This is a genomic window from Pseudomonas sp. IPO3749 (assembly GCF_013386605.1).
Lineage (GTDB): Bacteria > Pseudomonadota > Gammaproteobacteria > Pseudomonadales > Pseudomonadaceae > Aquipseudomonas > Aquipseudomonas azotoformans_A.
Genome location: NZ_JACARN010000080.1, coordinates 1 through 25,995 on the forward strand (window position 1 = coordinate 1; position 25,995 = coordinate 25,995).

Consider the following 25,995-nt stretch of genomic DNA (forward strand, 5'->3'; position numbering starts at 1 on the left):
CCTTAAATGCGAAGAGCCAAGAAACCTGCCCTGTGCGGGGAAAGATTTCCCCGCAGTGGGTTGAAGAAAATCAAGAGGGCTTATCTCACGAGCAGCGCTCGAAAGGCGCTCAGGAGAGCAGTAGGCGTTCATCACCGTAGCAACGGTCACCGTGCGAGCCACCGAACGCTAATCGCACTTGGGGAGAACCATCATCGAAGTGACGGAGCCTTGAAGGTTCTGGCTACCTGGGAAAGTGCTGTCGATAACAGCGATCCGTACCTTGTATTTAGCTGGACGATTTATCTGGGTCAATCACTGTAGATAGGCTTTTTCACGGGGCTTGTCTTCTGTCTTCCAGTGAAGATTTTTTCGGCTGGGCAAACTGATAAACGGTCAGGCACGGACAGTTTTCAGTAGTAGGCTGTTACTCCTGTCTCAACCATGAAAACGCTCAGAAGAGGGCGAGAGCATGCCGACTCAGCAACCTGTTCAGAATTCACGTGGCCACAGCTGGGCGTACGCATGTGGCACGTCGGTAAAGCGTGGTTATCGCAAATTGAAAGCGTTTGAGTCCCGCCTGGCTGAGCGTGCGGTGACGGCAGGTATGCCCGCAGGTAAATTACTTGTTCGCGGGAGCTTTCTGATTGCCAAACTGGCATTGATCGGAGGATTGCTCTTTGTCAGTGTTTGGCTGGTTACTTTTTTTGTGATGATGCTGGCTGTCATCACTTTGCTATGGTTCAGGGCTTTTGTTGGTTCCGATCATCAAGAGGAAAGTCCAGGACCAGACTACCTAGGTGCTGATCTCTACATCGGTGACTTCGATGACAATGGGCATTATATAGGCGACAGCAAGTCATCTAATTGAACGTTTAGCAGCACCCAATATTTGATCCGTACCTTTGCTCGCTGAATCACTTGCGGCTTTGCTACCGTTCGCCAACATGCCCTGAATCCCGTTGCCGACTGAATATCCTGCCCAGCTCATGGCCCCTAGAAACAGCATTGGTAGCACGATGAACATCGCCCCCATCACATACTCGATCACCTGTGCCGTGACGGTTCCATCCATGAAGCCGGATGTGGGCAGCGATAACAGCACTTGATTGGAAGCCGAAACCTGGTTGTACAGCGTATCGAGCATGCTGGAGTCGACCCAGCGAGCGAGTTCCCACCAGAAGCTCAGCATGTGTAAGGTGAACAGCGCGAACGTCACGGTCATGACAGTTTTCAACTGGTAGGTACTGACCAGCAGGATCAGCGGCAAGCTGATGATGACGCCCATGATCAGGAACGCCTGCACCATCGGCAAGGCGGCGCGTAGTGCATTCATTGCCGGGAAGTTGCTGAAGGAACCGAGGGCCAGCCCGGTATTGGTGGCTAGGTTATTGAGCCCCTGATTGATCGAACCGCCACGAGCGCTGGAGCCGTAGTCCTGATACACCTGTCCGGGCGACATGGACATCGATTGCTGGCGCGGGCTGACCAGCTCGCGCAGGGTGGCATCCTCGATCTCGTTGCTCGAACGCCCAGTCAACCAACCTTTCAGCTGAGTCAGCAGCGAGGGGTCGACCTGCTCGATCAAGCGCTCGCGCAAGCCAACACCGCTATCACTCCACCACTGCTTGCAGGTGGGGTAGCCCGCGCCATTCTCCAGCCGCGGCAAGGAAACATCGCGGTTGTCGTCATACGGCCAGCTGACTCTCGGTGTGCGTGAGCGATCCGTATCGTAGTAGCCGGGTGTGTCGAGAAAATAGCTTGAGCCGATCCAGGAGGCGTCGTGACTTTGTACCTTGTCCAACAGCGGACGGTTGGTGAATAGCCGAGAGCGGGAATAGCCGTAGCAGTCGCGAGTGAAATCGGCGACTTCCTGCAGCAGTACCTGACTGTCGATACGCGAGCTGTCGATCTCCATACGCATTTGTCGGATATCCGGTGTGCAGGGAATGGAAGCGGTGGCCGCCGCGGTTACCCCTTTGCTCAAGGCATGCACCAGAAACCACCAGATCGGAACGTTGGCGGAGCGTTCGCCGATGGTATTGAAGGTCGTCCCCCAGGCGGTTTCCGTCGGTTGGGCCACACTCACGCCGCAGCGCTGGCTCGCCGCATCATCGAACGTCATTGACGAGAGGCTCAACGGAAAGACCGGCGCGCAGCCGAACAACACCACGATGTAGGCCAGCCACAACCGGTTCTCGATCCGCGGAACTGAGAGCAGTCCCTTGTTACCTTCATCCGCGCCTTGCTGACGGGCCGATAGCCATTCCTGCAAGATGATCGCACCAAAGGGTGCAGCGAATAGCCCGGTGTCGGACAGGACGCTCCAGAGGCCGTTGTTGATGATCCAGGACAGCAGGGAGAGGTAAAACTCCAGGTAGCTGTTGGTGCTCATGAGCATGGTGGTGACCTCACAGTCGGGTGAGTTCGACGCAGGTAAAGAGCACGAGCCCTAATGTCCCGATGCGTTTCACGCGCAGTCGATCCTGTGGTCGATATCGGTAGCGCCGAAGCAGATCCCACCAGAGCGCAAAGAGAGCGGCGTAGAGCAGGGCGCGCCACCACCGCAGATAAGGCCGTGCGGATTCGAATGCCTGCTGCCAGACCTCGACACTATCCAGCGCAGTGCGGCCGGTCCAGGCGACCAGCGCGACGGTCAGCATCATCACTGCGGCAATCCCCAGACCTGAAAACAGAGTGAATCGCGGTGAGCGTTTCATGGCTCACTTGCGCCTAGCGTCAGCATCATTGAGTCGGCCCGGCTCAGGATCTCCTTGCTCGACGGTACGCGAAGCATCGGCACCACCGGCATGCCGATCGAGCACCAGGCTGGCGGTGTTGGTGGCCAGCATCTGCCTGACCTGCAGTTCGGTCTGCAGCAGGCGTATTTCGCGCTCCAGAGCGTCGATGTTTTTCGTCAAGGCGGTTTGAGCCGGCTCGGCGGAGGCGATGTTCGGTTCGTGACTGCCCGCCAGCAGCGTGCGCAGCAGTAGCAATGCCTTGTCGAGTACGCTGGACAAGGCTGTCTCGCTGGCCAGGCGTCGCGCCAGCAGATCCTGGTCGGGATCGTCGCGCAGGGCTTCAACCACACCACGGGTCACCGGCAGCATCGGGCTGGAGGCTTTAGTCAGATTGTCAGGGGTAGGCGGCAGAGAGCCCGACAGCAAACCTTGCAGGGCCTTGAGGCGTTCGCTGTAGGCCTCCTGGATCAGCGGCGTCAATCCGCTGCCAGCGGTCGCACGCAGGGTTTCGCAGCTGTCGCAGGTCGCGACTTCGCTCTCGCCCAACACGCGAACAGCCCACTCAGATTCTTCCTGCGGTGAGGCCCAGGTCTGACAAATAGCCCCTCCCAGGCAATCACTGCTACTGATCGAGGCACTGTCATCCACCATACGGTTATGCAGCAGGTTATAGCCTGCACGGACCACGTCGGCGGTCACCCGAATGGGCGTCTGCTCATCACCACCAGCCTTTGAGCCGCCGACCCAGGCCACCCCATTGTTGCCGTTATGGGCCTCGGTGTTTTTCACTGCTGCCACCGCATCACCGCCGGTTTGCTCCAGATTGCCCTGCATTTCCTGGTTCTTGGCCAGCGCGCCCCAACTGGCTTGACCGACCTTGTCCGCCATCTTCTCGGCCATGGCCTGGCAGGTCAGCTTGGAGCGGTCGAAGTCGATACGCCCCTGCATCACCCCGTTACTGAGCAACTCATAGAGACCAGGGTTGGCGCGCTGGATGATCAATGCTGGCAGAGACATCACGGCTTGGGTCGCGTTCTGCACGATGCTGCCCATGATCTGCTGGAAACCTTCGGTGGCACCGTTCAGTTGGTTTTGCAGGGTGTTGGTGAGGCTCATGTTTCCGCACATCATGTTCGCTCGCCATGACCCGCCGACTCCGAGACCACTGGGTCGGTAGAGCGAACTCGGAGAGCCAACTGCCGAGCCGCCACCAATGGTGTACATCACTCGGTCGTCGAGTACTTCGCCTTGAGTGCCCAGGCGGTAATCGCCCTCGGCAGCGTGGGCATGTGTGGCCATGACGAGCAGTCCGCAGAGCAACAGACTCATCACGCCCAACCATGGTCGTGCGAGAAGCCGACTCATGAAGCACCTCCTTCGAAGTCGATGCTGAACAGAAAGGTCTGACCTTCACGTTTGCAGCAGCTATAGGGACGCCACAGCGACCAGGCGTATCCTCCATCCGCACTCTGTACCGGATCGCTGGGGAAGATGGCACACGTAGGCTGAGTCCGAGGGTAGAGCAATTGCCATTTGTGGGTCGAAGCGTCGTTTTCAACGATCGGGCTAGGCGGCCAGTAGCCGTCGCGTTTGGCGGGCGTGAGGGGTAAGTACACATGCGGTTGCCCGTTGCGGGTAATCACATCGCCGGCCCGTTGCGCCATGACGGCGGCCGCCTTGAAATCGTCGGGCTGTACCAGAAAGCCCTGCCGGGGATAAACATTGCCCCACATGTTTCCCGAAGCCGGACGACCGACTTCACGGGTCCCCGGCATGAGCGACTCGGGGTAGAAGCTTTCCGGGATGCCATGACGCCAGGCCAGTGAGTCCAGGGTGCTCAGGTAGTAGGGCATGACCGCAGTTGCGCCGCTGGCGCAGGCGTAGCCGGATTGCGAAGCCAGTTGCGTTGCGAGCCAGCCACCGGGGTGGCCGATGCCATCGACGTTCTTGAAGCGGGGCAGGTTATCGCGGTGGGTGTTTGGGGTGATCAGGTTGCCGCCACCTTCCGCACCGCTGACGGGAGAGGAGAGGGTGGCCATCTCGGTCCAGGGGTTATTGCCCGTGGTGGAGTAGCTTGAGACCACGAGTTCAGGAATGAAATGACGCACCTTGGTCGAGGTTTTGACTGTACAACCGAAGGGCGTGCAGAGGAGCCAGAAACAAATGCCGACGACCCTGTATTCGAGACAGTTTGGAGAAAGCACAGAGGACGTGATGCTGCCGCTGTCCAGCGCCACGCTTGGGCCGCACGTCAGCAGGATGCTTAGCGCTAAGGGCCGTAACTTTGTGGGCGGGATTGACGAGCAGACAACAGGCATGATCCAGGCTCTCGGTGTATGCCTGGGCAGGTTCGGTTAGAGACTGAAGACTGTCAGTGGAAATTATGAAGGCGGATCTATCGGGTTTGTGAGCAGTGAGACTATTATTTGACGTGAAGGGCGCTGCGCAGGATATCGGGTTCCACAAGTAACTGATCTGCGGTAATTTCGAAAATATTGGCGAGCTTGCACAGGACTAACAGCGACGGATTGCCCGTGCATCGTTCGATTTGACTGACGTAGGTGCGATCCACCTCCGCCATGAGCGCGAGCTGCTCTTGGGTAAGGTTCTTTACGCGCCGCATCAAGCGGATGTTTTCCGCCAGCTGCAGACGAAGTTGTTCGTAGTCTTGAGTCATGCGCGCAAATTGCGCCTTGAGGGACTCTCAATCCACGGGATATAGTCTACATTGACATTGATCTAGCCATTTGGTGTTCAGGCCTGTTATCGAGCGTTCATTTGGTGTCGTTAAGATTTCGAGGCTGGGTCCAGCGTCTAACAATAAAATCAGAACTCTAGGGTGTGTATGGACGAAAACTACATTTCAATTCCCGCGGCGGATGGTTGTCCAAGTCTTCTGACACCTTGGGGCAACGAATTTGCTCCGATGATCGAACGTGGCGTGCAATGCGCTCAGGTTTGGCTTGATACGCCCGGCGAGATTCCGCTGTGGTGGGAGCTGGCGCAAACACGTAAGACCTTTCCTGTCGGTGACTGCCAGGATGCCTTTGAAGCCGGATTCTTGTTGAGGATTCAGCAGCGGCTAAGCGGTGTGTCACCCAGCCCCAATCAAAGCTGAGAAAAACGACGTTTAAGACGCGTTCATACTCATGGCTAAACGGCTTCCGGAGTTCAGCAAGCAAGCGTTTCGGCTACTGAAGCCCCAATACCAGCGCCCTCGCAGAGTTGGTATTGGGTAATCGCCACCAACGTCTAGTTAACCGCGTCTTTCAGCGACTTACCGGCTTTGAAACTAGGCGTCTTCGCGGCTGCGATCTTGATGGTGGCCCCAGTTTGAGGGTTACGGCCGTCGCGCGCTGCACGCGCTTTCACCGTAAAGGTACCAAAACCAACCAAGGTGACGTTCTCACCGCTTTGCAACGCAGTGGATATGATGGTTGTGAGGGCTTCCAGCGCGCGTCCGGCAGTGGACTTCGGAAGGTCGGCGGAGCTCGCTATGGCCTCGACGAGATCGTTTTTATTCATGTATGACTCCTTCTGCTGGCTGAATGGTGACGAGTAATTTACTCAGATAGTTCGGGCATATCCAGCACAAAACCGCTCTCCAGCCCTGTGTAGATGTAACGCTATTGGGGCTTCAAATCGATACTTACCTCCAAATTCCACGGGCCTGGTCAATGCGCTCAGCTACCCGAAAAGCCGCCTCTAGCTCTGAACACTGGTATTCCTGCATTAAAGTCCAGCGTTCGGCCTTCTCCTCCGGTTCCGTCATGGCCAGGGCGAGATAAAGACTGGGCGGCACGGCCCGAAACAGCGTTTCGAGCTTCTTCGACAGCACGACCCCTTCGGTGAATTTACCCGGCTCCTTGCTGGCAGAGAGCAACAAGGCTTTTTGCGCCGGTGAAAGCTTCTTGAAGCGAGCAATCTCTTCGATTTCCGCCGGCGGCATGTTCAAACAAATCCACCATTCGATCATGTTGAGCATGGTCTGCGCGGCCGTGGGAAAGTCGGCAAGGTTTTGCGTCGCCAGCCAGAACCAAGCGCCGAGCTTGCGCCACATCTTCGTGCCCTTGACCACGAAGGGCGCCAGCAGCGGGTTTTTGGTGATGATATGGCCTTCGTCGGTGACCATGATGATTGGCCTTCCCAGGTACTGGTCGCGTTCGGCTAGGTGGTTCACGGTGTTCATCAGGCTGATGTAGCTGATGGACATCTGCGCCTCGTAGCCTTCGCGAGCGTAAGTGGCGAGATCGACAATGGTCACATCGCTCTCGGGCCAAGGCGTGCCCTCGCGATCGAACAGTTCACCCTCGAAACCTTGGCAAAACAGGTCGATGGACTCACCCATTTCCTGGGCACGCTCGCGACGCTTCTCCGGCAAGTGTGTGTCAGCGGCGACGCGCAGTAAGGCGTCGCGCACGTTGCGGGTCAGTACCTGGCGACCCGCCGCGACACAGGTCTGCGCCGCATCAAGAATGCACTCGCGGATCAAGCTGCGATCGGCTCGACTCAGGCGCGCCTCTTCCTTGGCCTCGCCGCCGGTGATCATCAGGCGAGCGGTGATTTCCAATTCGCCGAGAACATCGCGCTGGTCTTCCCGACTGGCTACCGCCTCATCGTCCAGCTCATCGATCGATAAACTCGCCACCTGATCCGGTTGCTCGACCAGGCGCCAGGCATCGGCAAAGGGGGCGAGACTGACCGAGGCGCCAGGTTTCAATTGGACCTTGTTGACGGAGAGGCCTTGTGTCGCGAAGTAGTCTCCCTGCAAGCCGAATGAGTTGCCGGCCTCGACGATAAATAAGCGAGGGCGGTACACCGCCATGACCTGCATCAGCAGGGTGACCAGGGTGGCCGACTTGCCGGCACCGGTGGGGCCGAACAACAACAGATGGCCGTTCATGGCACGGTCCAGGCGTGACAACGGATCAAAGCTCAACGGCGAGCCACCACGATTGAACAGGGTGATCCCCGGGTGGCCGGTGCCCGTGCTGCGGCCCCACACCGGAACCAGGTTCGCCAGGTGCTGGGCGAACATCAGGCGGGTGTACCAGTTGCGCGTGTCGCGGGCCGGGTTGTAAGCCATTGGTAACCAACGCAGGTAACTGTTGCAGGCGGCGACTTCATCGCCTTCACGTACCGGTTGCAGGCCCGCACCCAGTAGTGCGTTGGCCAGGCTGACCGAGCGCTGGTGCAATTGCTGTTCATCGTGACCGCGCACGTAAAATGCCAGGGTTCCCCGGTACAGCTTGTGCTGGCGGCCGATGATCGCGCGAGCCTCTTCAACATCCTGGCGGGTCTGAGTCGAGGCCAGGTTTTCACCGATGGCTTTGCGCGCTAGGCGGTTCAACTGCTCTTCGAGCACATCCTGTGGTTTGACCACCAAGGTCAGGCTCATCACCGTGCCTTCGGGCAACTGGTCGAACAGGGCATTCACCGCGTCACCCTTGCGGGTTTCTCCGGTGAGTTGACCAATCAAGGGCGCTCGGCGCAGCTTGTCCACTACCATGACCCGGTGGGGCTGATCGTCAAAAAACCAGAGTCCGCGCTGCACATCCGAACGCGGCTCATTGAAAAATAGCCGCTCGGCGAAGTCATGGTCGAAGGGCAGTTCCAGCGACTCACCGCCGCCCGACTCCGGATAGGCCACGCGGCGGTAGAACTCCTCGGGCGATTCATCGGTGAGCGTGGGGGCTGGATTGAACCAGGGCACTAACCAGGCATACAGACCTCGGCCATCGACTCGCGTCGATTGCACCCCGCACGCCTGCAACGAAGCCGCGATACGTTCGCAAGCCTGTTGCAGGGCTTGCACCGGGGTGAGTCCCGTCTCCTCAGCGTCAGACTCAAGCCAGCGATAGACCACCAGGCGCACCCGTCGGTTATTGCCGCGCCAGGGGAGGCGTGTGACGACCTTGTCCTCAAACAGCCCACCCGGTTTGGCAACGGCCTTCAGATGACGGCGAGTGAGTTCTAGGCACGCTTCCGTGAAGACCGTCCCTCGCGCGCTGTCCTGGATATAGCTAGTGAGCCGGTTCAGATAAGGGGTGAAGTCGTTGTCGTCCTGGCAGAAAAACTGCGCCACCCAAGGCGCTTGATCCAACTCATCAAAACTATCCTGCAGGGCGTCTTCGAGTGCGTCGCGGGCGGCCATCAACCAATCGGGTTCGCGCCCTTCAGTGCCGATAGGCAGCAACTCGAACACCGCACCCACCGAGCGATTGTCATCGAGCAGAAAACACTGTTCGGTGTCGAGGTATTCGACCCACGGCAGGTGATCGGTGAAGCTGGGGTTGTGCGCGTACAGTGCGGCTTCATCAGCCAGGGTGGCGCGAGGGCGCAATGGATTGCGCCAAGTTTTCCACGCAGCAGTGCGGTTGCCCGAATCGCCAGTACGCACTACAAGTCTTCCTGACGTTCACCCGGCAATGCGTACTGCACCCGTTGGTAGAACGGAAAGACAGTCGAGTACCCTGGGACCGGTGCCTGCTCGGTACCACTCAAATGCGGATACACGTACAGCACCAGATCAGGATTGGGCAGGCGAGGGAACAAATTTTGGATCTCGTTCGTCGCTGTGCGCGTGTACGGTTCTTGGCGATAAGCGGATAAATTCGCCTGGGCGAGCGGACGGCGTAACTGCTGCCGAGCATCCAGTAGTTGCTGCTGAGTGCCTTGCGAACCGGCGCTGTTCCAGATGTCCAGCATGGTTTGCTCGCCATGGGGCAGTAGTGTCTCCTTGTCGGTGGAACACCCCGTCAGGACCCAGCAGAACACGCTAATCCAGGTCAGGCAGGGAAACATGGTCTTTTTCATGGCGAACGCTCCGGCCCTTGGGCTCGTAGTCGATGGTGATCTCATGGTCGAGGTGCAGTGCGACCTGTGCGGCCGGTGGCACGTACACGGCAGCAAAGGCCTCGCCATACAGCTTGTTGATCCACTCGCGGATGTCGCTGACCCCACCACTGAGGATTGAGTTCAGCGCGCTGTTGCCCGTGCTGCTGGTGACCCCGAGCGTACTGCCGCCCGAACTGATCACGCTGCTGTTGTTCTGCTCATCCCCGAGCAAGGCGGCGACACCGGTGCCGGCCGCAGTGATCAGGCTCTGGCTGCCGAGGTACTGCTGGGCGTTCGAGCGGCGCTCGCCAGCGATGCACGGGATGCCATACGGATCGGACAGATAACCGAGTCCACCGCGGATCTTGTCGGTGTTCGAGCTCTGGGTGGTGGAGGCATTGCGGCTGGCTACCGCCTTCGGCTGAGGCACAGTACGGATGGTGCCATCGGTAAACACAAAGGTGATTGACTCGACCTGTCCGCGTACGCAAGACAGGGTCCAGTCCCCGGACGCCGTGCCGCTCATCACGGCCCCCGCGACGTCCGGCAGGTCGATGCCGTTGGCAGTCAGGTTCTCCGGGCCGACCAGCACCTTGAAGGGATAGGGGTCATTCACGGTGCCGTCCACCGGGACTCGGCCGATCAGCGCGGTCATGGCGACCGAGCCCATCAGCGTCGCGTTTTCGGGGATCGTGTAGACCGGCTTCGCGCCTTCGGTACGATCCACGGATCTCGTCAGGTCACGTTCACCCTGGATTGCTGCACGTAGTTGTTTCTGGCTGCGATCAATGGCGTTATCTTTCATGCCTTCCAGTGAGTTGAAGGTAGTAGGCAGACTCAATGCTCGGGAGGTCTTGGTTTTGCCTTGGGCATCTGTGGACGGAACGTCCGAGGGTTCAATCCACTGCAGCGCATCATTGGTAGAGTGTCGCCCTTCAAACTGAGCGCCGTCGTCGGGCTCAAGCCCCAATCCGATCGGCATGTCCTTGCTTTTGCCGGTCAGCCCCGACAACTGTTCCTGCAATTGCGTCAGCAGGCCGCGAGCCTGACGACTGTCTTGTTCCGCTTTGAGTCGGGCCTCGTTGACTTGGCGGCGGCCTTCGTCGACCTGCTGGGTTACGCTGCCAAGCGCAGTCTGGATACGCGAATCGACACTGTTTTCCCGCTCGCGAAGGCGGTTGTTTTCCGTCTGCAATGAGTCATTGTGTTTCTTCAAACCGAGCATGTCACTGCGCATGGCTTTCACCTGGCCGACCAGGGTGGCGACCGTATCCCGGGGAGTATCGCCAGCAATGCCGAGCGACTTGGCTTGCTCGGTGGATAATTGAAGGTTGTCCTGATCAACTGGGTTTTCTGGAGAAGGCGTGCTGCCACCCGCGACCCAGGTTTTCAGGATGATCAACACCACGGCCAGCAGCGCAGCCGGTACCAGCCATTTGAGCAAGGCGTTAGCTTTCATCGTCCGCACCTCGATCAACGGGTGAGAGCAGCACGACGTGCTCGAGGCCGGCACCGCGAGTGACGAGGTAGGCGATCGTGGTGTCTTCAGCACTGCCGACCGGTCCGAGAAAAACATGCTGGAAAGCCGCAGCGAACAGCTTGGCCTGAAGCCGACGCGGATCGAGTTGTACCGTCTCTGAACCACGATTGCGCAACTTCACCGCCGTCACCCAGTAATCACCGAGCCGCCAGGCGGCGATAGGTGTGCTGGATACGTTTTCGGTCGGCAGCAGGGTTGGCAGTTCGGTGCGCAGCTTGAGCGATACGCGGCGTACGCCGGGCAGGGATTCTACAGTGCGCAGCGGCGCGTATAGGCTCTGTGCGGCGTAGCGCGTCAAAACGACTGGGATTGGCGTACGATCTGGAGCAGGGACGGTGCTAGATTCCGTCTCGGTAGTCTGCACCGGAGCATTTTTGAGAATACGCACGGGCTCCAGCGGTTGATCGCCGGGTGTGGCCGCGATATCTAGAAGGATGATCTCGCCCGTCGTGACTGATTGCAGTTGCAGTCGGGTCGGTGCAATGGCTTCCGACGCGCGCAGGTACAGCGTGCCACCAGTTGATTGCACGCGCAGCTTACCTGTCAGGGTTGAGGGCACGCCGACTCGAACATCCTCATCGATAAAGACCACTCGTTCCTGATTGATCATCAGAGGGATCGCGAGGGGTAGGCGTTCCCAGTGCATCAGCTCGACGGCCTGCGCCGCAACTCCCCATAGCATCATTACGACGGTGAGTCCCAGGGTAGACATCCGCTTCATGGCTCACCTCCAGGCAGGGAGATTTTTTGCGGAGTGCCCTGATAACAATCGAGTGCCAGTCCCCACTTGTTGCGTTCGGGATCAAGATCAAAACGCACCACGCGTAATGGATAACGCACCACCACCCGCTTCACCGGTTCGGCGGCGTAATACTCATCGGCGTTGAGGTCGAGCTTGACCAGCCAGCTGTCGCGGTCGAGTTGCTTGACCCTGAGCTCCGGATCTTCGCTGTAACCTCGGCCCAGAATTTCGTAGACGCCACGCACCCGCTGGCGTAGTTCGCCGGCGGCCTTGCGGTACTCGTAGTCGCCGTCGAGGAAGGCCTTGCAGGCGGGGGTCAGGTAGGACTGCAAGCCATAGATGGCGCGGCGATAATCCTGCTCGCCATCCGAGGGCCAGCGGTTGAGTTGGCCAAAGATGTAGAGGGCAAAGGCATAGACATTCTCTGAGGGGATATCCCACCACTTGCGAGTGCTGCCCGAACGCAGATCCGGTGGTACATGCACGGTCAGATCGGTCGGTGCCGAACGCCAGCCGTACCAGAGCCCGGCACAGACCAGGGCAAGGATCATTACCGCCAGGCGCAGGCTGAAGATGTGGGCCTGTTGGGCATCGACCTTGTTTCGAAATCGGCTCATGACTGCCACCGAGACAGGGCAGGGCGCAGTCGACGCGAACGGCGAACCGTCCAGGCGCCGGAGTGGAGAATCAGACTGCCGCGACCCAGGCGCCAACGGCTGGCGAGTATCCATTCGAGTTTGCGGTACAGCCAGGTCTCGGGGCGGGCCCGTTTGGCCCGACGCAGTAGTGTGCCACCGGCAAATAGCACCACCGTCATGCCTGCGATCATGCTGGTCGGCGCTACGGCAATGGAGGCGGTGGCGATCACCAGAGGAACGCCCAGCAGTAGTCCAATGATTGCGCCGGCACCGAGCGCCATCCACATCTCATCATTGGTCAACCCGCGCAGTACGGCGGGATCACGATTGAGTCGCTCCGGCAGAAAGACCAAGGTGCCGTCGGCAAGGCGTTCGATAGCGTTGTTCATGCCAACCTCACAGAATCGCGGCAGCCTTGGTCAGGAACCAGATGATGATCACCACCAACAGAGCACCGATACCGACCACCGCACCCAAGTCTTTCCAGGTCTTGCGTTGGTTCTGCACGTCGGCATACACCGTCAGCGAATGCCAGGCCACTCCTAAAAAAGCGAGCAGGGCAATCAGCAGACCGAGCAGGATGCCGCCGTCGTAGGCGTAGTTTTTGATCGTTTCGATCAACCCGGAACCTTCACCACGAGAAGGTGCTTCCATGGTGGGGAGCTCGGCAAAAGCCAGGCTTGGACCGAGCACCAGGAGCAGCCCGATCAAGCGCTGGCTGGCACGATTACGCAGGTTGTTTTTCAGGGGGGCAAGGCACTTGAGCATGATGGTGATCTCCGGTGTTAGGACAGGGTGAAGAACATCAGAACCAGCAAGGCGAGCAGCACGCGGGCGGCGCTGCCGCCGAAGGCTCCAAAGCGCACACTGCCAGTGGCCCAACCTCGGTAAGCCGTCCACATCACCCAGGCACACCAAAGCAACGCCAGAACGAGAACCAGGGACTGCCACAGCGTCGAACTGCTATGCGGCGAGAAGCCGGAAGCGTTTTGAAAGGCAGCGCTCTGCGCGTCGGTCATGCTCATGGCGACGGCTCCGTGGGCGGCGTGTCGAGGCGGTAATCGCCGACTAATTCACTGGGATCTCGGGGCTGAGCGCGGGAGGGAGACAGGTAGCCCTGCACTCCGTGGCGGATGCGTTGGATGTCTTGCGACAGACGGGGATAGTCGAACCGATAGCGCTCGACTGATTCAGCCGTGTTGGCTGTCTCGGCCCGTGTCGCAAGGCGTTCGATAGTGTCGAGTTGCTGCAGAATTAAACTGAACTGATCTTGCTCATGAGTAGAGGCGGCATAGCTGCCCCTATGGAACGTCATCAGTACGACCAGTGGGCAGATTCTGAAAAATTTGGTTGACATGTGGGTAGCCCATTTGGAGATGGAGCCAGCATTCAACTAACCTCCAGGGCTCAGCAGTAAGAAATATGAAACACGCTGCGTCATTTATTTCGACACAGCTCTTTGGGGCACCGTATCGAAGGCTATAAAAACGGAAAAGTGACGCGATTACACTGCAAGCACTGTCTCGATTGCTCATGAAAAACGATCGGTGGCCGTTAACGTTTGATTCCGCTAACAACGTCGCTAGCGGGGCGCAGATAAGCTCCAACGGAATCAGTTAACGAAGAGTGAGTGCAAAGAGTGAACATTCAACAAGCAATTCGGCGGTATCGTATTCGGCAGGGCGTGGGCTTCTCATTGATGGTCTTCGGTGCGTTATTTTATTTTGTCTCGTTGTTGATTTCTCTACACCGTCAAGCGGAGAAACTCGCTGAGTCAGAGATTTTTGGGCATCTGGGTGGGCTGATGCAAAACTTGGTAGCTGATATTTATCAAATCACATCGCCCTTCATCGGTTTTGTATGGAACAACGCGCCTACTCTCAATCAGGAAAAACCACTCAGCTATGGGAATTTGCTGTTTCTCGGGTTGCTGGGTGTGATGATTGTTGGAAAGCAATTGCTGCTTTCAGCTAGACATCTCAGAGGGCGTGTTCAGGCCCAGCTCGAACGTCTTGAGGAGGCCCAGTGGCGCAACTCGATGCAGAATGGAGCCGCAACCCAAGTCAACGCAAACCAGATCGGCCACATCAATTTTTACCAGCAATCAATGCCGCAATCGTCCAACGGTGATTGGTGGCAGCGGCCGTGGGGTATCGTTGGTTTGTCTATCATTGGCGGTTATATCGTCGCAGTGTTGGCTAAATTTACCGGAATGGTTTAGCACGCCAGCAGTGCGCTCTATCAAATGTATTTTTTGAACGTCGCAGCGGTGATAGCGGTTGCTATTCCAAGTATCACTGCACAAGGCAAAAAAACCGCCATGGGGTTGAGCGAAAACGGTAGGGATAGGTAAATAATCCAGGGTACGAGCAGCAGTGGTAATACAGCTCGCTTAGCGCGGTGGTAGACGAAGCTGCTTTCTCGCCCCGCGCCAAATTTGCGAAGGTCGCGGCGTATCAAGCCATCGACAAAGCCAGTGAACATACTCAGCAAGAACAGCGGCAAGGCTAGGACCAGAATTATCAGCCGCACCACAAAGGTGAAGGTGACGTAGACCGCGGCCAGCACGAAATTTTCGATGCTCACGTAGACCTGATTGGCCCAGCTCCAGAAGCCGTTGCCTTGGCTCGATACCCGCGCCTGCCGGGCAAAATCCGCAAATCCAGTCTTGACCAACAGCCACTGATTTAGGAAATCCAGCCACTGGACAATCGCCTGTCCGGGTTGTTGGATGATAAGTGAATATTTGAAGTGTTCGCTGAGCCAGCTCAATTCGCTATTCAGCATGGCTTGGCTGTGCCGCCAGCCCTGATCGCTCCAGAACAGCAGCAAACCGGCGAACTCAATCAGAATCGAGAACAGCAGTGAGGCAACCAGCAAGCCGATGATGCGCAGGACCAGGCTGATGGCCGAGACGATCATCCCCGGATGCTGGATCGGTTGTGGCGGCGTGTTCTGTACGGAAGTCACCATCATTCACTCCATTAGTGCCACATGGCTGATGGCGTTAACGCGCCTTCTGTATATGTTTTGCTGAATCGAAACCATCAGGGTAGGGCTACCCCACCTGATCTAAATCGAAGTTGGGAGTTGGGCCGCCACCACTGGCGCTCCACCACTGCCCCGCCTGCGTGTTGTAGATCGCCCGCATGCGTTGAGTGAGTTCCTGCAGGTCTTTGGGCATGGCGTCGTCATTGGAGGGTTTTGGCAAAGGCATACGGACTTTCCAGAGCTGGCCACCGGCCTGGAAGGAGAACATTTGCCCCTTGGGCAAACTGACGATGTGAGCGGGCTCGATCAACGGCACACTGGTGCTGCTGACGCGATCCTGCGAGGACGAAGTGAAGTCGGTATTGGCCTCAGGATCGGAGGTGTCGGTGGCGCCCGACACTAGGGTTTTGGTCAGCACATTGACCTTGGGTAACTGCTGGGTGAGCAGTTCAGCGGTGGCGGTTTCGCGCACGCGGAGCATCTGCAGGGTGTTGAAATTGCCGATCACCTGGCCGGCCTTGGCGCGGTTACCGATTCGCGCTTCGATATCGCTAAGGGTCTGGGTGTAGGCGGTTACCTGGATACCGGCACCGCCACCCTTGTTGATCAGCGGAATGAACTCATCGCCCATCAACTCGTTGAACTCGTCGGCGTGCAGGTTGATCGGCAACTTGTCACTGTAGTTACCTGATTGGGGCAGGCCATGGTCGACGCCGTGTTTGTAGATGTGTCCGGCGACCGAGACCAAGTCGGCGAACATGGAGTTACCTACGGCGGCAGCGACCTCGGCATCGGTCAGCGCATCCAGGCCGACATAGACGATGCCGCGTTTTCGGATGATCTGCATCCAGTCGAAGATTGGCCGCGGGTCATCCAGGTCGGTGTAGTTAGGAGCCAGTAACTGGGCGGTCTTGCCGGTGGTAAGTTTCTCCAGCAGCGGTAGTAACGAGGCAACGATTTTGTCGAAGTAAGTACGGTCATACCGCACCGCCGAACGCAGTCCGTCCATTACCGGATCAAATACCCGTTTCACCGCCAGGTACTGCTCGATGGCCACCACGCGTTTTTCGCGGCCCACCATATGCCGGGGAATGTTCTTCTCGGTGAGCTTGCCTTCCAGTTGGACGATCACTTCCCAGGCTTTCGGATCGGTTTTGGCGAAAAACTGCTGGGCGTATTCGATGAACAGCGCGTCGATGTTGACAACATGCCGTTGGATTTGCAGGTAGTCCGGGCGCCGGCCTAACTCGATCAGGGCACGGGCGATGATGTTGACGAAACGCCAGGCAAACTCGCGAAAGGCCGCGGAGTTACCTTCGCCGCTGAGCTGCCCGGCGATGCGTGACGCCACTTCCGAGATACGCCCGAAGCGTCCTACCGCATTGTAGCGGGCCGAGATTTCTGGCCACCCCAGATGGAAGACATAAAACTCTTTCTCCCGACCAGCGCGTTTGGCTTCGACGTACATGCGCTTGAGCAGGTCGGCATCGCCCTTCGGATCGAAGACGATGACCACTTCATGTTCGACGCGGTGAATGTCCTGGGTGATGTACACCTCGGCGAGTCGCGTCTTGCCGACACGAGTAGTGCCTAGCACCAGGGTGTGTCCGACCCGTTCGCCCAGCGGCAGACTGACTTCTGTTTCATTGGGCTCGACCCCATGCAACAGCGGCGAGCCACCGACTGGGGGTAAAGGACGTAACGGATTGAAGGCACTGTCCCAAGCGGTGACACGCGCCAATGTAGAGAGAGGAAACGGTACATGCTCCAGACGACGTTCGAGTCCACGGGCCAAGCGGTAACAGGTCGGTTGGTCGACATAGTGGGCGACCGCCGGATCCTGGGCTTCGACCAGGCGCTGGGTGTGCAGGCGGGTCCAGCGAAAGCCGCGGCCCATGAACAGGCGCTTACGGCTAACCGGAACCTGCCGGCTGGTCAGTTCGTAGCGGGGGAGCCGTCGGATATTGCGCCGATAGCGCAGCACCTCCCAGGCTTGTCGCAGGCGGATCAGGCCGAACAGGGTATAGGCCAGCGCCGCAATCAGACCGATCTCCGGTGACAGGGCCACGGCCCAGGGCGAGTACACGCACAACACTGCGGCAGCGACGCAGATCGCTACCGTGTACAGCTCCACCGCTGGCCGCAGCTTGGACTCCATCGCATGCTCGGCCATGACCCGACTCACTGTTCCAATAAGGTGGCGGTGATCAAGACGGGGTAGTGCTCAATCTGCAGGCGGGTGGCGATGTCGTTGCCGTTGACCGGCAGGATGGTGATGTCCGGAGCGGCTGCTCGAATCCGGGCCAAAGCTTCAGTATCGGCCACCTCGACGGCGAGGCCGGCTGCACCCAGTTCCTGCAGTTCAGCCGCGCGTTGACGCAGCCAAGTCAGAGACTGGGGATCGTCACCGACCAGAAAAAATGGCCGCAAGCCCGGCATGTTCAGGGCGCGAGACGTGATCTGGCCGGGGCTCAAGTAGGAGCTGCGGATGGGCAGTATCCAGGCTTCATCGGTAAACGTGGACAGGTCCGCATGCATGGCCCGATCAGGCCGGATCTTGTTGTTGATTGGCGGCCTGGCAACCTGAAAATGGGGTCGGTTGAAGTCGCTAGGCCGATCCCCAGCTACGCTCAGTTCCGGCTGAGCGAACGGTACCAAGAGCAGGGTGCAATAACAGACAACGGAGATTCGCTTCATGGTGGTGTGCCCTGTTCGAAGGAAGTCAGCAGCCGTTCAAGTTGCCGGGAAAAACCTGCGCGGTAATGTGCGGCCGGCGCGCCTCCTGCCGGACGGTGATAACGTCCTGCAGCCAACACCCAATCACCGGTGGTGGCGTGATGCTCCTGCAGCAGCGCGGCGGTCACGGCGAGATTTCGGTAGGGGTCGAGGGCTTCGCAAGGACTGGAAAAACGTTGCCCGTGGTAACCCAGGTTGGTTTGCCCGAGACCGACATCGACCCGCTTGGCATCATGCCGAACGAGCGCCTGAAGCAAGGCGTGACAGGCAGCCTGTCGAGTGGCGAAGCGGTAAGGACCACCGGCGATGTTCAGGGTCCATGGCCAGGGCAGCAGTCGACCACGGACGCGGATACCACTCTCCTGCAGGGCAATCGCGAACAGCACCGTCGAAGGGATGTCGGCGTCATGCGCCGCCAATTGATAGGCAGGAGGCGGGAGCTCCTCGGCCTGAGCCGCCAGCATCGCCAACATCAGCGCAAGACTACTCAGTCGAGGCGTTGCCATTGTCCGTTCACCTGTTGAAATGTGGCAGGCAATGGCCCCGGGGCACCCAGGCTGAACCAGCGACCACGGTCATGGTTCAGGGTGATCTGCCGTCGTTGCATCTTGGCCGGATCGATGTCCGCTTGCCGAGCCCAGCTACGGACGCGTTCATCCTCGCCTTGGCTGCCCACCAGGTAGATATCGAACGCCGTATCACTGTTTTGCAAACGTTGTGCTTCAGCGGTGCATGCAGGGCAGTGGTCCTCCACAAAAAGGGCTGGGCGCGGCGCGACCGATGAGCTGGTAGGGGACGAAGATGCCATGCCTTGGATCGGCAGCAGCCCGGGAAACAGCTTGGTCCAGGCCGCGGTGTAAGCGTTTTGGTAGGCCAATTCACGCTCGGCGCGTTTGGCTTCCAGCGCTACCTGTAATTCGGCATAGCGCTGGCGCTCTTGGTCGGTCTGGGCCTCGACTCCAAGTGCAGTCAACGGATCGAGGTTCGGGCTCCAGAAACCACGCGGGCCGGCTTGGATCTGTTCGAAGCGCGTCCACTCCTGTTCCGTCAACCCCCAGCTCGCAGCCTGTTCAGAGTCAGAGCGTCCCAGGGGCGCGGACTGCGTGTCCTGGAACCGTGACTGTGTCGTGATGGGGTTGCCCATCGCAGCGCCCATGGCCAGTAGCGAAGCGAGATAGACGACGGTGGGCAGTAGCGCTCTGTTCATGATCGTTTCTCAAGGGAGGTGCACGGTCTGGTCTGGCTGAGCGGCCACCGCGAAGATGGCTGAGTTCGGCTCCAGCACTTTCAGGTGCCAGGCTCCGAGCTGCTCGCCGCTATGCAGCAGCCGAACTTCTATGAGAGAGCGACTGTCATGAGGTGCGACTGCCAAAAAACGCTCACCACCACGGGATTCGACCCCCAACACCGAGAACGGTGGCGAGAGCGGGACGGGCTTGGGGCGGGCGGTCTGTTTAGGTTTGGTCGCGGAAGGCGATGGCGGTGGGGGTGATGGCTGGGTCTTGTGCTCCTGGAACTGCTGCTCGACCTGTTCAAGGCGTGCGCGCAGCGCTGTCAGGTCTGCCACGGTGGCGCGGGCTGCCAGACCATCGCGCAGCGCCTGTATTTCTTGCGCCCACTGATCCAGCATGGGATCGAGGGTATTGGCCTGTTGCTCACCAGTATCGACCATCTGCTTCAGGTCTTTCAGCGCGTACTGCAGCTTCTCCTGGGCGTCCTTGAGGGCGCTTGAATCACGTTGCAGGGAGTCCAGAGTTTGTAGGCGTTGGGTGTTTGTGCTCTGTAGTTCGGCCACGCGCTGATACTGGTTATACAAACCACCGCTCAGACCGGCGTCCGCCAGGCAAAGCAGCCCAATGATGAGGGTTTGATACGTTGAGGCTTTCATGGCCGCGTCTCCGATTGATGGGGCACGACGGGTGTGTTCAGCGCGACACCGGCCTCCGTTTTCTGCTGTTCGAAGCAGACCGAACGGCTGACTTCATCGGTCGTGAGTTGCCAAGCGGGGCCAGCCAGCACTTGTAGCGCGCTGCGCAAAGGGATTGGACCAAGCCGGTAATGGGCTGCAGGCAGAGGCCGGGTAAACAGCACCTTCACCGACGCAGTAACAGGGCAAAGCGCATAACCAGAGCGCAGCAGCACGTACTGCAACGCATCCTGCACCGAGGGGTGCAGGCTGGACGGGATGTTCACTTCGATGATTTGGGCAAGAAGATCGCGTTGTTCCGTGGTGGGCTCGGTGCTGACCAGCGTGTAGCGGCCATAACGAAGCTCTGCCGGATGGCTTTCTTCGGCTATGCCCCTCGGGTGCTGGGCCCGATTGGAGCCACTGTCGATCGCTGGATGGGTCGGCAAAGGGTTGGGGATTTGCGCGGTGCAGGCGCTCAACAAACCCAGCAGGCAGACAGGCGTGAAAAAACGCTCCATGGAAAAAACCTCATGTCAGATTCAGTGCAGAACCTGACATGAGGTGAAGGAGCGATTCAGTGAGAAAGTTGATTCAACGTGGGTCGTGTTAACGCTGAACACGTTGCTACTCATCAAAAATGGCGAGCCCATCCAAAACGGCAGCGTCGGGGTCGAAGATCAACAAGCGCACATCCGCCAATGCCGCCAGATACAGTACGTTGACCAAGGCTTCCGGTGTGCCGGCGTCGAGTTGGTCTTGCCGCAGTGATGAGTAAGGACGGCCCTCGATCTTTACTAAGTTATCGTCGGTCCAGGGCGTGCCGATCAGTTTGCAACTTATGCCTGAGCAATCATGCAGTGTAAAAAACTCGAACAAGAGGCCGGTTTGCCTCGGAGCGGAGTGACTGATCCACCCCTCCAGATAAAGCATCGCTTCTTCAGGAAGGTGTGCGGTACTGATCTCCCAGGCTCGACTGTAGTGTCCCGTTTCGAAGCTCAAGCGATGGACCATGGCTTGTGCCTCTTCCAGGGAGTACAGATCACCGAGGTGATGCCGCTCGTTGAGCATTTCTCCCGTCACAGCGTAGATTACTTGGCGCACTAGCCCGGTGGACTGGCAGCGTTCATCCAAATCATCCGAAATGGATTGGCCTTCGCTGATCACGGCGAAATCGTCATTGAACAGGCAGGGGAACAGCTGCAGCTCGTCGTCGGGCAGATGGGCCTGTGCGTCGTGTACGGGTCGACAGCAGGGAGGACAGTCGTCTTCGTAGGTGATCAGTAGCAGCCGTTCGATATGAAGGTTGTCGTAACCGCGAGCAAATGGGTTGGAGGCCGTCAGCAGGGCTGCAGCTTGGTGTGTGGGGTTCATGAAGGTTCTCCAGAATGATAATGGACAAGGCGCCCGAAGACGCCTGTGAGGGTTAAAGCCAGCCATGTTCGGCAAGAGAAAGTGGACGACCTTCACCCACGATGAAGTGATCCAGTACGCGCACTTCGATCAAGGCCAAGACCTCTTTCAGCCGTGCCGTCAAGACGTGATCCGCCTGGCTGGGTTCTGTACACCCCGAAGGGTGGTTGTGCACAAAAATGGCCGCCGCAGCGTTATGCGCTAGGGAACGCTTAACGACTTGGCGGGGGTAAACGCTGGCGCCATCAATGCTGCCGTGAAAGAGGGCTTCGAACGCCAACACCCGGTGCTTGGCATCGAGAAATATCACACCGAAGACTTCATGCTCTTGTTGCACAAGATGCAGCTTTAGGTATGAAGCCACGGCGTCAGGCGACGTCAGGTTAGGGCCGCGGGCGAACAGCCGACGATCCAGAATATGCAGTGCTTCGTCGATCACCTGGTTTTCTTGGACGATACGATTAGCCTCGAAATCCGAGGTCTCAATCAGAGTGAGTGGGGTGCTCATGGTGGTACCTCCGAAGGGAACAATCGGGGGTACACGCCCGAGGGGAGTGGTATCCCCGAGGTAGGTATAGAGTTGTGGGCGTTAGCAGGTGACGCGCTGTTACAGCCGCGTGAATCGGTAGCGTTGACCGTGTAGGTGTGAACCACAACCGTCGCAGGGCAATGGGGAAAAGGCTTTTATTCCCCAGCCGGTTTCGGGATCGAAGTCGGCACTGATGGGCATTAACCGAACCAGTCCACGATGGATACCGGCGATGCGTTTCTCGATTTCATCCGTCGTGTAGTAGAGCGATAACGTGCTGTAGTCCTCGTAAGCAGCCGCGAACAGGCAGTCGTCGCAAAGCCAGAAGGATTCCATGTTGGTTCTCCTGTGCTGATTGAAGAAAAGGCGCTCGAGGGAGCGCCTTGATGAGGAACATCGTGGGCCGTTCAGACGGACTGATCGGTACGGGAGGCATCACGGCGGGCCGTGCGGGGAGCGGGTGGAGAGTCAGGTTCTACCTGGGCCTCAGTTGTGCTTTCGATCTCCTCAGCTTCGGCTTCGGCCGACGTTGGGGATGGCTCACTGTTTGGCGCCTGCTCAGCAGGTGCTGTTGCTTCCTGCCTGGCGGGTGCTTTGTACTCGAGCGTGCCGCTGACCTTGATCCAGTCGATGAACAGCAAACGACCTTTCAGGCTGGCGCCCGGTTGGCCTTGTTTATCGCCTTTCTCGTAGAGAAACGGATCGATCCACAGATCGCCGATACGGAACGACAGCAAGACCTTTTTCTCGGCTTTGACGGCGTCCATATAGAGACGAATCAAGCGTTCAGCTTCACCCCCAGCGACTTTGCAGTCGAAACGGGTGTACTCCACCGCATCGGTGGCTCCGTGCAGTGCGGCGATATCGCAGGCCATGAAGGGTTGGCCGCGGCGGACCTGTACTTCACGAACACGATTGAGGTAGCCGATACCGACGGTGTGAAGGTTGAAGTAAGTGGTCGCTTCTTGGGAGTGGTTGGCGTGGGCCATGGTGGTTCTCCTGTTTCAAGGGAAAACGGCGACGCACAATCCCTAACAGGGAAGTGAGCCCCCGTCAGGGTGGGTAAGGTGAAGGTGAGCAATGAACGACTCGCTACCGGCAAGCCGATGACGATCCGAACGATGCGTCTGGAGGAATAGCTGTGCAGCAGAGGAGCGTCTGCGGTGGTGATCCGCAGGCATGGGTAGTGGGCATTCATCACCGCTGAAGCGGTAATCGCGCGAGCTTCCGAACGCTGATCGCACTTGGGTAAACCACCACGAACGTGGCGTAGCCTTGAAGGTTCAAGCTACCTGGGCTGGGCTGTCAACGACAGCGAACCACGCCCTTTATATAAGCCTGTCACAGGGGAGCGTCAAGGCGCTGCCACCCGATTTTTTACGCCTGGAATACGGTAGCAGTTACTGGAATGAAAAAATGAAGAGTAGGCCTGGCGAGGCGCCAGGCGAGGAACAGAAAAGCCACCTTTGACGGTCTTACGCAGTCACAAGCTCCTCGCAAAACTTGGTTTAACTGCGCGATGATTCGCCAACCGACCCTTGTCGTGGCCTGGGTCGGAACATGCTGGCACGCATCCGCGCACAAAGGGTGCCCCGTGTTTCCCCGGTGGGCTCCGGGACTGAATACGATCGCCGAAGCGGATGACCGCTATTGCCGGGTAGAGGCAACAGCGGTCATCCGCCACCACGATCAGGTCGAGCACAAAACGGGAATTAAATTCCGCAGAAAAGAAGGCTCCGAACTCTAGGAGTCCAACCGAGCTGCCCGGAGCGATTCGGTCTTGGGTCGCCGTTGGCGATGATCCTGGGGCACTACAGCAGAGAGGGTGGGACGACGTCAAGGCAGAGAACTCACCGTTCTCCTGATGATCGTCCCATGGCACATCATGAGCGACGCGTATCTTTACTGATCGACACAGTGCCCTTGCAATCTGGATAGCGGGAGCATGACCAGAACGGCCCTGATTTTCCCTTTCGCCTAAGCATTGAGGCGTTGCACATGGGGCAGCCCGGGCCGGCTTCGACCGGTACCGCCAAAGTGAGCGAGCGGTAGTGTGCGACCAATTGCGCAATCCAGTTCGCCTGCTTGGCGACGAACGCATCCAGGGTCAGACGTCCCGCTTCGATTTCGTCCAGCGCCTGTTCCCAGATCGCGGTCATACCAGGATCCGCGACTGCAGCGGGTACCGCCTCGATCAGAGTATGGGCCGCTGCGGAGGCCATTAAAGCGCGTTTTTTCTTCAGCAAATAGCCGCGTTCAATCAACCCCTTGATGATGCCGGCTCGCGTGGCTTCGGTACCGATACCGGTGGTGTCCCGAAGTTTTTGTTTCAGGCGTGGGTCGTTGACCAGCTTGGCCACGTTTTTCATCGCCTTGATCAGATCGCCTTCGGTAAGAGGTTTGGGAGCGGCAGTGCGCATGGACTTGAGTTCGACATCGTCCACTGCGCAGTGCGTGCCCTGCTTCAAGATGGGTAATACTTGGGATTTTTGACTGGGCTCATCCTCCTCGATGTTTTCGGTGAGCAAGCCTTTCCAGCCCTGGACCAGGATTTGTTTGCCGACAGCAGCCAATCGCTCTTTGCCACACTCCAGTTCGACCTGGGTACGATCAAACTCATGGTGCGGAAGAAACTGCGCGAGGTAGTGGCTACGGATCAGTTCGTAGACATGGCGTTCTTGTTCGGACATCCGCACCAGATTTGCCGGCTCGGTGGTGGGAATGATGCCGTGGTGCGCGGTGACCTTGGTATCGTTCCATACGCGGGAGCGTAATGATCGATCCAGGCACCCAAATGCAGTTCTGAGTGCAGGATCCGTTTTAAGCAGGGCATCAAGTACCGTGGGTGCCTCGTTGAACATATTCTCTGGCAAATAGCGGCAATCGCTGCGGGGGTAGGTGGTGGCTTTGTGGGTTTCATACAGGGTTTGGGCGATGTTCAGGGTTTCCTGAGCGCCGAGTCCCAGCTTGCGTGAGCAGACTTCTTGCAGTGTGCTCAAGTCGAAGGGCAGGGGCGGCGGTTCGCGGGAGTGCTCAGTCTGGAGCGAGACCACTGTGGCGGTCTTACTGCTAGAGATCGCTTGGACGGCCTGACTGGCAAGCGCCTGCTGCAGGCAACGACCTGCCTCGTCCCGTCCTGAACATGGCGGTAACCACGACGCGATGAATCGCTGGCCATTCGACGATAGGTGCACTTCAACATTCCAGTAAGGTACCGGGACGAAACTGGCAATGGCACGATCCCGATCGACCACCAGACGTAAAGTGGGTGTCTGGACGCGTCCCACTGACAATACGCCATCGTAGCCTGCCCGCCGACCGAGAAAGGTAAATAAACGACTGAGGTTCATGCCAATCAGCCAGTCGGCGCGGCTGCGGGCGAGGGCGGAGTGATAAAGCGGGAAGGTCTCCTGACCTGATTTCAGCGAGGACAATGCTTTGCGAATCGACGCCTCGTTGAGGGCGGACAACCAGAGGCGCTGAACGGGTCCTCGATACCTGCAAAGCTCCATCAATTCGCGGGCAATCATTTCACCTTCGCGGTCGGCGTCGGTCGCGATGATGACGGTGGTAGCGTCACTGAGCAGGCGTTTGATGACCTTGAACTGTGCCGCTGTCTTGGGTTTGACCTCGACCTGCCAATGCACGGGAATGATCGGTAGATGATCCAGCGACCAGGATTTGTACTGATCACTATAAGCTTCAGGTGGGGCTGTCTCCAGCAAGTGGCCAATACACCAGGTGACAGTGGAGTCGGCGCCGATCAGGCAACCATCACCGCGCCGGGTGGCTCCGAGTACTTTGGCAATGTCCCGACCTTGGGAAGGTTTCTCGCAGAGGAAGAGAAGCATAGAACTGCTCCAGATTGAGTTCGGAGCAGCGTTATTGGAAACAGCAGTGGCGAGATATGAGAAACCTGAATGGCAGGTTCCTCATATTAGTC

30 protein-coding genes are annotated in these 25,995 nt (G+C 58.4%); 3 read left to right on the forward strand and 27 right to left on the reverse strand.

The features are described from left to right. Positions 1 to 451 precede the first annotated feature (451 nt). On the forward strand, positions 452 to 850 hold the full coding sequence (locus tag HX812_RS26990) for a DUF3742 family protein (RefSeq protein WP_038848934.1): 399 nt from the start codon (positions 452 to 454) through the stop codon (positions 848 to 850). Here the strand turns inward: HX812_RS26990 and HX812_RS26995 are convergent. The 5 genes from HX812_RS26995 to HX812_RS27015 all read right to left on the reverse strand — a co-directional run bounded on the left by HX812_RS26995 (position 839) and on the right by HX812_RS27015 (position 5,397). Further along, a complete protein-coding gene (locus HX812_RS26995; protein WP_016978895.1) occupies positions 839 to 2,380 on the reverse strand; it encodes a conjugal transfer protein TraG N-terminal domain-containing protein in 1,542 nt (513 codons plus the stop codon). The genes HX812_RS26990 and HX812_RS26995 overlap by 12 nt on opposite strands. Before the next feature lie 10 nt (positions 2,381 to 2,390). Beyond that, positions 2,391 to 2,699, reverse strand: coding sequence for a hypothetical protein (locus HX812_RS27000; RefSeq protein ID WP_016978894.1), 309 nt, complete (start codon positions 2,697 to 2,699; stop codon positions 2,391 to 2,393). Between the two features lie 3 nt (positions 2,700 to 2,702). Beyond that, positions 2,703 to 4,085, reverse strand: coding sequence for an integrating conjugative element protein (locus HX812_RS27005; RefSeq protein WP_025999944.1), 1,383 nt, complete (start codon positions 4,083 to 4,085; stop codon positions 2,703 to 2,705). Next, entirely contained in the window at positions 4,082 to 5,038 is a 957-nt protein-coding gene (locus tag HX812_RS27010) for a TIGR03756 family integrating conjugative element protein (RefSeq protein ID WP_025999943.1), read from the reverse strand. The genes HX812_RS27005 and HX812_RS27010 overlap by 4 nt, the downstream gene beginning before the upstream one ends. Before the next feature lie 104 nt (positions 5,039 to 5,142). After that, entirely contained in the window at positions 5,143 to 5,397 is a 255-nt protein-coding gene (locus HX812_RS27015; RefSeq protein WP_003174132.1) for a helix-turn-helix domain-containing protein, read from the reverse strand. A gap of 168 nt (positions 5,398 to 5,565) precedes the next feature. Between HX812_RS27015 and HX812_RS27020 the strand changes: the two genes are divergently transcribed. After that, positions 5,566 to 5,838 (forward strand): LasR-specific antiactivator QslA, encoded by a 273-nt coding sequence (locus HX812_RS27020; RefSeq protein WP_038848938.1) that lies wholly within the window; start codon positions 5,566 to 5,568, stop codon positions 5,836 to 5,838. Between the two features lie 134 nt (positions 5,839 to 5,972). Here HX812_RS27020 and HX812_RS27025 read toward each other — a convergent pair whose 3' ends face one another. The 10 genes from HX812_RS27025 to HX812_RS27070 all read right to left on the reverse strand — a co-directional run bounded on the left by HX812_RS27025 (position 5,973) and on the right by HX812_RS27070 (position 13,834). After that, complete coding sequence (locus HX812_RS27025) at positions 5,973 to 6,245, reverse strand: HU family DNA-binding protein (RefSeq protein ID WP_016978890.1); 273 nt, start codon at positions 6,243 to 6,245, stop codon at positions 5,973 to 5,975. A gap of 124 nt (positions 6,246 to 6,369) precedes the next feature. Further along, positions 6,370 to 9,120 carry a conjugative transfer ATPase gene (locus HX812_RS27030; protein WP_016978889.1) on the reverse strand — a complete coding sequence of 917 codons (2,751 nt, stop codon included), beginning with the start codon at positions 9,118 to 9,120 and terminating at the stop codon, positions 6,370 to 6,372. Further along, positions 9,120 to 9,536, reverse strand: coding sequence for a TIGR03751 family conjugal transfer lipoprotein (locus HX812_RS27035; RefSeq protein ID WP_038848940.1), 417 nt, complete (start codon positions 9,534 to 9,536; stop codon positions 9,120 to 9,122). The genes HX812_RS27030 and HX812_RS27035 overlap by 1 nt, the downstream gene beginning before the upstream one ends. Continuing rightward, positions 9,499 to 11,016 carry a TIGR03752 family integrating conjugative element protein gene (locus tag HX812_RS27040; protein ID WP_016978887.1) on the reverse strand — a complete coding sequence of 506 codons (1,518 nt, stop codon included), beginning with the start codon at positions 11,014 to 11,016 and terminating at the stop codon, positions 9,499 to 9,501. Before HX812_RS27040 ends, HX812_RS27035 begins: the two co-directional genes overlap by 38 nt. Beyond that, positions 11,006 to 11,818: a TIGR03749 family integrating conjugative element protein gene (locus HX812_RS27045; protein WP_016978886.1), complete on the reverse strand. Its 813-nt coding sequence runs from the start codon at positions 11,816 to 11,818 to the stop codon at positions 11,006 to 11,008. Before HX812_RS27045 ends, HX812_RS27040 begins: the two co-directional genes overlap by 11 nt. Then, positions 11,815 to 12,456 carry a PFL_4703 family integrating conjugative element protein gene (locus HX812_RS27050; RefSeq protein WP_016978885.1) on the reverse strand — a complete coding sequence of 214 codons (642 nt, stop codon included), beginning with the start codon at positions 12,454 to 12,456 and terminating at the stop codon, positions 11,815 to 11,817. Before HX812_RS27050 ends, HX812_RS27045 begins: the two co-directional genes overlap by 4 nt. Beyond that, entirely contained in the window at positions 12,453 to 12,866 is a 414-nt protein-coding gene (locus HX812_RS27055; RefSeq protein ID WP_038848943.1) for a TIGR03750 family conjugal transfer protein, read from the reverse strand. The genes HX812_RS27050 and HX812_RS27055 overlap by 4 nt, the downstream gene beginning before the upstream one ends. Positions 12,867 to 12,873: 7 nt before the next feature. Then, positions 12,874 to 13,245 (reverse strand): TIGR03745 family integrating conjugative element membrane protein, encoded by a 372-nt coding sequence (locus tag HX812_RS27060; protein ID WP_016978883.1) that lies wholly within the window; start codon positions 13,243 to 13,245, stop codon positions 12,874 to 12,876. Positions 13,246 to 13,262: 17 nt separating this feature from the next. After that, complete coding sequence (locus tag HX812_RS27065; protein ID WP_016978882.1) at positions 13,263 to 13,502, reverse strand: TIGR03758 family integrating conjugative element protein; 240 nt, start codon at positions 13,500 to 13,502, stop codon at positions 13,263 to 13,265. After that, positions 13,499 to 13,834, reverse strand: a complete 336-nt coding sequence (locus HX812_RS27070; protein ID WP_025999942.1) for an RAQPRD family integrative conjugative element protein — start codon at positions 13,832 to 13,834, stop codon at positions 13,499 to 13,501. Before HX812_RS27070 ends, HX812_RS27065 begins: the two co-directional genes overlap by 4 nt. A 282-nt stretch (positions 13,835 to 14,116) precedes the next feature. Here HX812_RS27070 and HX812_RS27075 point away from each other — a divergent pair, with 282 nt between their 5' ends. Beyond that, a complete protein-coding gene (locus HX812_RS27075; protein ID WP_025999941.1) occupies positions 14,117 to 14,698 on the forward strand; it encodes a YniB family protein in 582 nt (193 codons plus the stop codon). Positions 14,699 to 14,718: 20 nt separating this feature from the next. Here HX812_RS27075 and HX812_RS27080 read toward each other — a convergent pair whose 3' ends face one another. The 12 genes from HX812_RS27080 to HX812_RS27135 all read right to left on the reverse strand — a co-directional run bounded on the left by HX812_RS27080 (position 14,719) and on the right by HX812_RS27135 (position 25,903). Next, positions 14,719 to 15,450, reverse strand: a complete 732-nt coding sequence (locus HX812_RS27080; protein ID WP_038848945.1) for a TIGR03747 family integrating conjugative element membrane protein — start codon at positions 15,448 to 15,450, stop codon at positions 14,719 to 14,721. A gap of 85 nt (positions 15,451 to 15,535) precedes the next feature. Next, complete coding sequence (traD, locus tag HX812_RS27085) at positions 15,536 to 17,641, reverse strand: type IV conjugative transfer system coupling protein TraD (protein ID WP_016978878.1); 2,106 nt, start codon at positions 17,639 to 17,641, stop codon at positions 15,536 to 15,538. An 8-nt stretch (positions 17,642 to 17,649) separates the two neighbouring features. After that, the gene (locus HX812_RS27090; RefSeq protein WP_025999940.1) at positions 17,650 to 18,165 is read right to left on the reverse strand and encodes an integrating conjugative element protein; all 516 of its coding nucleotides are present in this window, start codon (positions 18,163 to 18,165) and stop codon (positions 17,650 to 17,652) included. Beyond that, the gene (locus HX812_RS27095; RefSeq protein ID WP_016978876.1) at positions 18,162 to 18,710 is read right to left on the reverse strand and encodes a lytic transglycosylase; all 549 of its coding nucleotides are present in this window, start codon (positions 18,708 to 18,710) and stop codon (positions 18,162 to 18,164) included. The genes HX812_RS27090 and HX812_RS27095 overlap by 4 nt, the downstream gene beginning before the upstream one ends. Then, positions 18,692 to 19,411 (reverse strand): TIGR03759 family integrating conjugative element protein, encoded by a 720-nt coding sequence (locus HX812_RS27100; RefSeq protein ID WP_038848947.1) that lies wholly within the window; start codon positions 19,409 to 19,411, stop codon positions 18,692 to 18,694. Before HX812_RS27100 ends, HX812_RS27095 begins: the two co-directional genes overlap by 19 nt. A gap of 9 nt (positions 19,412 to 19,420) precedes the next feature. Continuing rightward, positions 19,421 to 20,092 carry a hypothetical protein gene (locus tag HX812_RS27105; protein ID WP_016978874.1) on the reverse strand — a complete coding sequence of 224 codons (672 nt, stop codon included), beginning with the start codon at positions 20,090 to 20,092 and terminating at the stop codon, positions 19,421 to 19,423. Beyond that, positions 20,089 to 20,631 carry a PilL N-terminal domain-containing protein gene (locus HX812_RS27110; RefSeq protein WP_016978872.1) on the reverse strand — a complete coding sequence of 181 codons (543 nt, stop codon included), beginning with the start codon at positions 20,629 to 20,631 and terminating at the stop codon, positions 20,089 to 20,091. The genes HX812_RS27105 and HX812_RS27110 overlap by 4 nt, the downstream gene beginning before the upstream one ends. A gap of 106 nt (positions 20,632 to 20,737) precedes the next feature. Further along, positions 20,738 to 21,484: a hypothetical protein gene (locus HX812_RS27115; protein ID WP_038848950.1), complete on the reverse strand. Its 747-nt coding sequence runs from the start codon at positions 21,482 to 21,484 to the stop codon at positions 20,738 to 20,740. A 52-nt stretch (positions 21,485 to 21,536) separates the two neighbouring features. Then, entirely contained in the window at positions 21,537 to 22,031 is a 495-nt protein-coding gene (gene radC, locus HX812_RS27120; RefSeq protein WP_016978870.1) for a DNA repair protein RadC, read from the reverse strand. Between the two features lie 99 nt (positions 22,032 to 22,130). After that, positions 22,131 to 22,388: a hypothetical protein gene (locus HX812_RS27125; RefSeq protein ID WP_016978869.1), complete on the reverse strand. Its 258-nt coding sequence runs from the start codon at positions 22,386 to 22,388 to the stop codon at positions 22,131 to 22,133. Between the two features lie 71 nt (positions 22,389 to 22,459). Then, positions 22,460 to 23,041, reverse strand: coding sequence for an STY4534 family ICE replication protein (locus HX812_RS27130; protein WP_016978868.1), 582 nt, complete (start codon positions 23,039 to 23,041; stop codon positions 22,460 to 22,462). 894 nt (positions 23,042 to 23,935) lie between these two features. Next, entirely contained in the window at positions 23,936 to 25,903 is a 1,968-nt protein-coding gene (locus HX812_RS27135; RefSeq protein ID WP_016978867.1) for a DNA topoisomerase III, read from the reverse strand. Positions 25,904 to 25,995: the final 92 nt, after the last annotated feature.

Bases quoted from the DNA above. Each gene is read 5' to 3' on its own strand.
- HX812_RS27005 (WP_025999944.1), bottom strand. From the start codon at position 4,085: ATGAGTCGGCTTCTCGCACGACCATGGTTGGGCGTGATGAGTCTGTTG.
- HX812_RS26995 (WP_016978895.1), bottom strand. From the start codon at position 2,380: ATGCTCATGAGCACCAACAGCTACCTGGAGTTTTACCTCTCCCTGCTG.
- HX812_RS27065 (WP_016978882.1), bottom strand. From the start codon at position 13,502: ATGAGCATGACCGACGCGCAGAGCGCTGCCTTTCAAAACGCTTCCGGC.
- HX812_RS27020 (WP_038848938.1), top strand. From the start codon at position 5,566: ATGGACGAAAACTACATTTCAATTCCCGCGGCGGATGGTTGTCCAAGT.
- traD (WP_016978878.1), bottom strand. From the start codon at position 17,641: ATGGCCGAGCATGCGATGGAGTCCAAGCTGCGGCCAGCGGTGGAGCTG.
- HX812_RS27130 (WP_016978868.1), bottom strand. From the start codon at position 23,041: ATGGCCCACGCCAACCACTCCCAAGAAGCGACCACTTACTTCAACCTT.
- HX812_RS27055 (WP_038848943.1), bottom strand. From the start codon at position 12,866: ATGAACAACGCTATCGAACGCCTTGCCGACGGCACCTTGGTCTTTCTG.
- HX812_RS27135 (WP_016978867.1), bottom strand. From the start codon at position 25,903: ATGCTTCTCTTCCTCTGCGAGAAACCTTCCCAAGGTCGGGACATTGCC.
- HX812_RS27035 (WP_038848940.1), bottom strand. From the start codon at position 9,536: ATGAAAAAGACCATGTTTCCCTGCCTGACCTGGATTAGCGTGTTCTGC.
- HX812_RS27090 (WP_025999940.1), bottom strand. From the start codon at position 18,165: ATGAAGCGAATCTCCGTTGTCTGTTATTGCACCCTGCTCTTGGTACCG.
- HX812_RS27080 (WP_038848945.1), bottom strand. From the start codon at position 15,450: ATGGTGACTTCCGTACAGAACACGCCGCCACAACCGATCCAGCATCCG.
- HX812_RS27100 (WP_038848947.1), bottom strand. From the start codon at position 19,411: ATGAACAGAGCGCTACTGCCCACCGTCGTCTATCTCGCTTCGCTACTG.
- HX812_RS27125 (WP_016978869.1), bottom strand. From the start codon at position 22,388: ATGGAATCCTTCTGGCTTTGCGACGACTGCCTGTTCGCGGCTGCTTAC.
- HX812_RS27010 (WP_025999943.1), bottom strand. From the start codon at position 5,038: ATGCCTGTTGTCTGCTCGTCAATCCCGCCCACAAAGTTACGGCCCTTA.
- HX812_RS27015 (WP_003174132.1), bottom strand. From the start codon at position 5,397: ATGACTCAAGACTACGAACAACTTCGTCTGCAGCTGGCGGAAAACATC.
- HX812_RS27025 (WP_016978890.1), bottom strand. From the start codon at position 6,245: ATGAATAAAAACGATCTCGTCGAGGCCATAGCGAGCTCCGCCGACCTT.
- HX812_RS27045 (WP_016978886.1), bottom strand. From the start codon at position 11,818: ATGAAGCGGATGTCTACCCTGGGACTCACCGTCGTAATGATGCTATGG.
- HX812_RS27040 (WP_016978887.1), bottom strand. From the start codon at position 11,016: ATGAAAGCTAACGCCTTGCTCAAATGGCTGGTACCGGCTGCGCTGCTG.
- HX812_RS27060 (WP_016978883.1), bottom strand. From the start codon at position 13,245: ATGCTCAAGTGCCTTGCCCCCCTGAAAAACAACCTGCGTAATCGTGCC.
- HX812_RS27105 (WP_016978874.1), bottom strand. From the start codon at position 20,092: ATGAAAGCCTCAACGTATCAAACCCTCATCATTGGGCTGCTTTGCCTG.
- HX812_RS27000 (WP_016978894.1), bottom strand. From the start codon at position 2,699: ATGAAACGCTCACCGCGATTCACTCTGTTTTCAGGTCTGGGGATTGCC.
- HX812_RS27095 (WP_016978876.1), bottom strand. From the start codon at position 18,710: ATGGCAACGCCTCGACTGAGTAGTCTTGCGCTGATGTTGGCGATGCTG.
- HX812_RS27110 (WP_016978872.1), bottom strand. From the start codon at position 20,631: ATGGAGCGTTTTTTCACGCCTGTCTGCCTGCTGGGTTTGTTGAGCGCC.
- HX812_RS27070 (WP_025999942.1), bottom strand. From the start codon at position 13,834: ATGTCAACCAAATTTTTCAGAATCTGCCCACTGGTCGTACTGATGACG.
- radC (WP_016978870.1), bottom strand. From the start codon at position 22,031: ATGAGCACCCCACTCACTCTGATTGAGACCTCGGATTTCGAGGCTAAT.
- HX812_RS26990 (WP_038848934.1), top strand. From the start codon at position 452: ATGCCGACTCAGCAACCTGTTCAGAATTCACGTGGCCACAGCTGGGCG.
- HX812_RS27115 (WP_038848950.1), bottom strand. From the start codon at position 21,484: ATGAACCCCACACACCAAGCTGCAGCCCTGCTGACGGCCTCCAACCCA.
- HX812_RS27050 (WP_016978885.1), bottom strand. From the start codon at position 12,456: ATGAGCCGATTTCGAAACAAGGTCGATGCCCAACAGGCCCACATCTTC.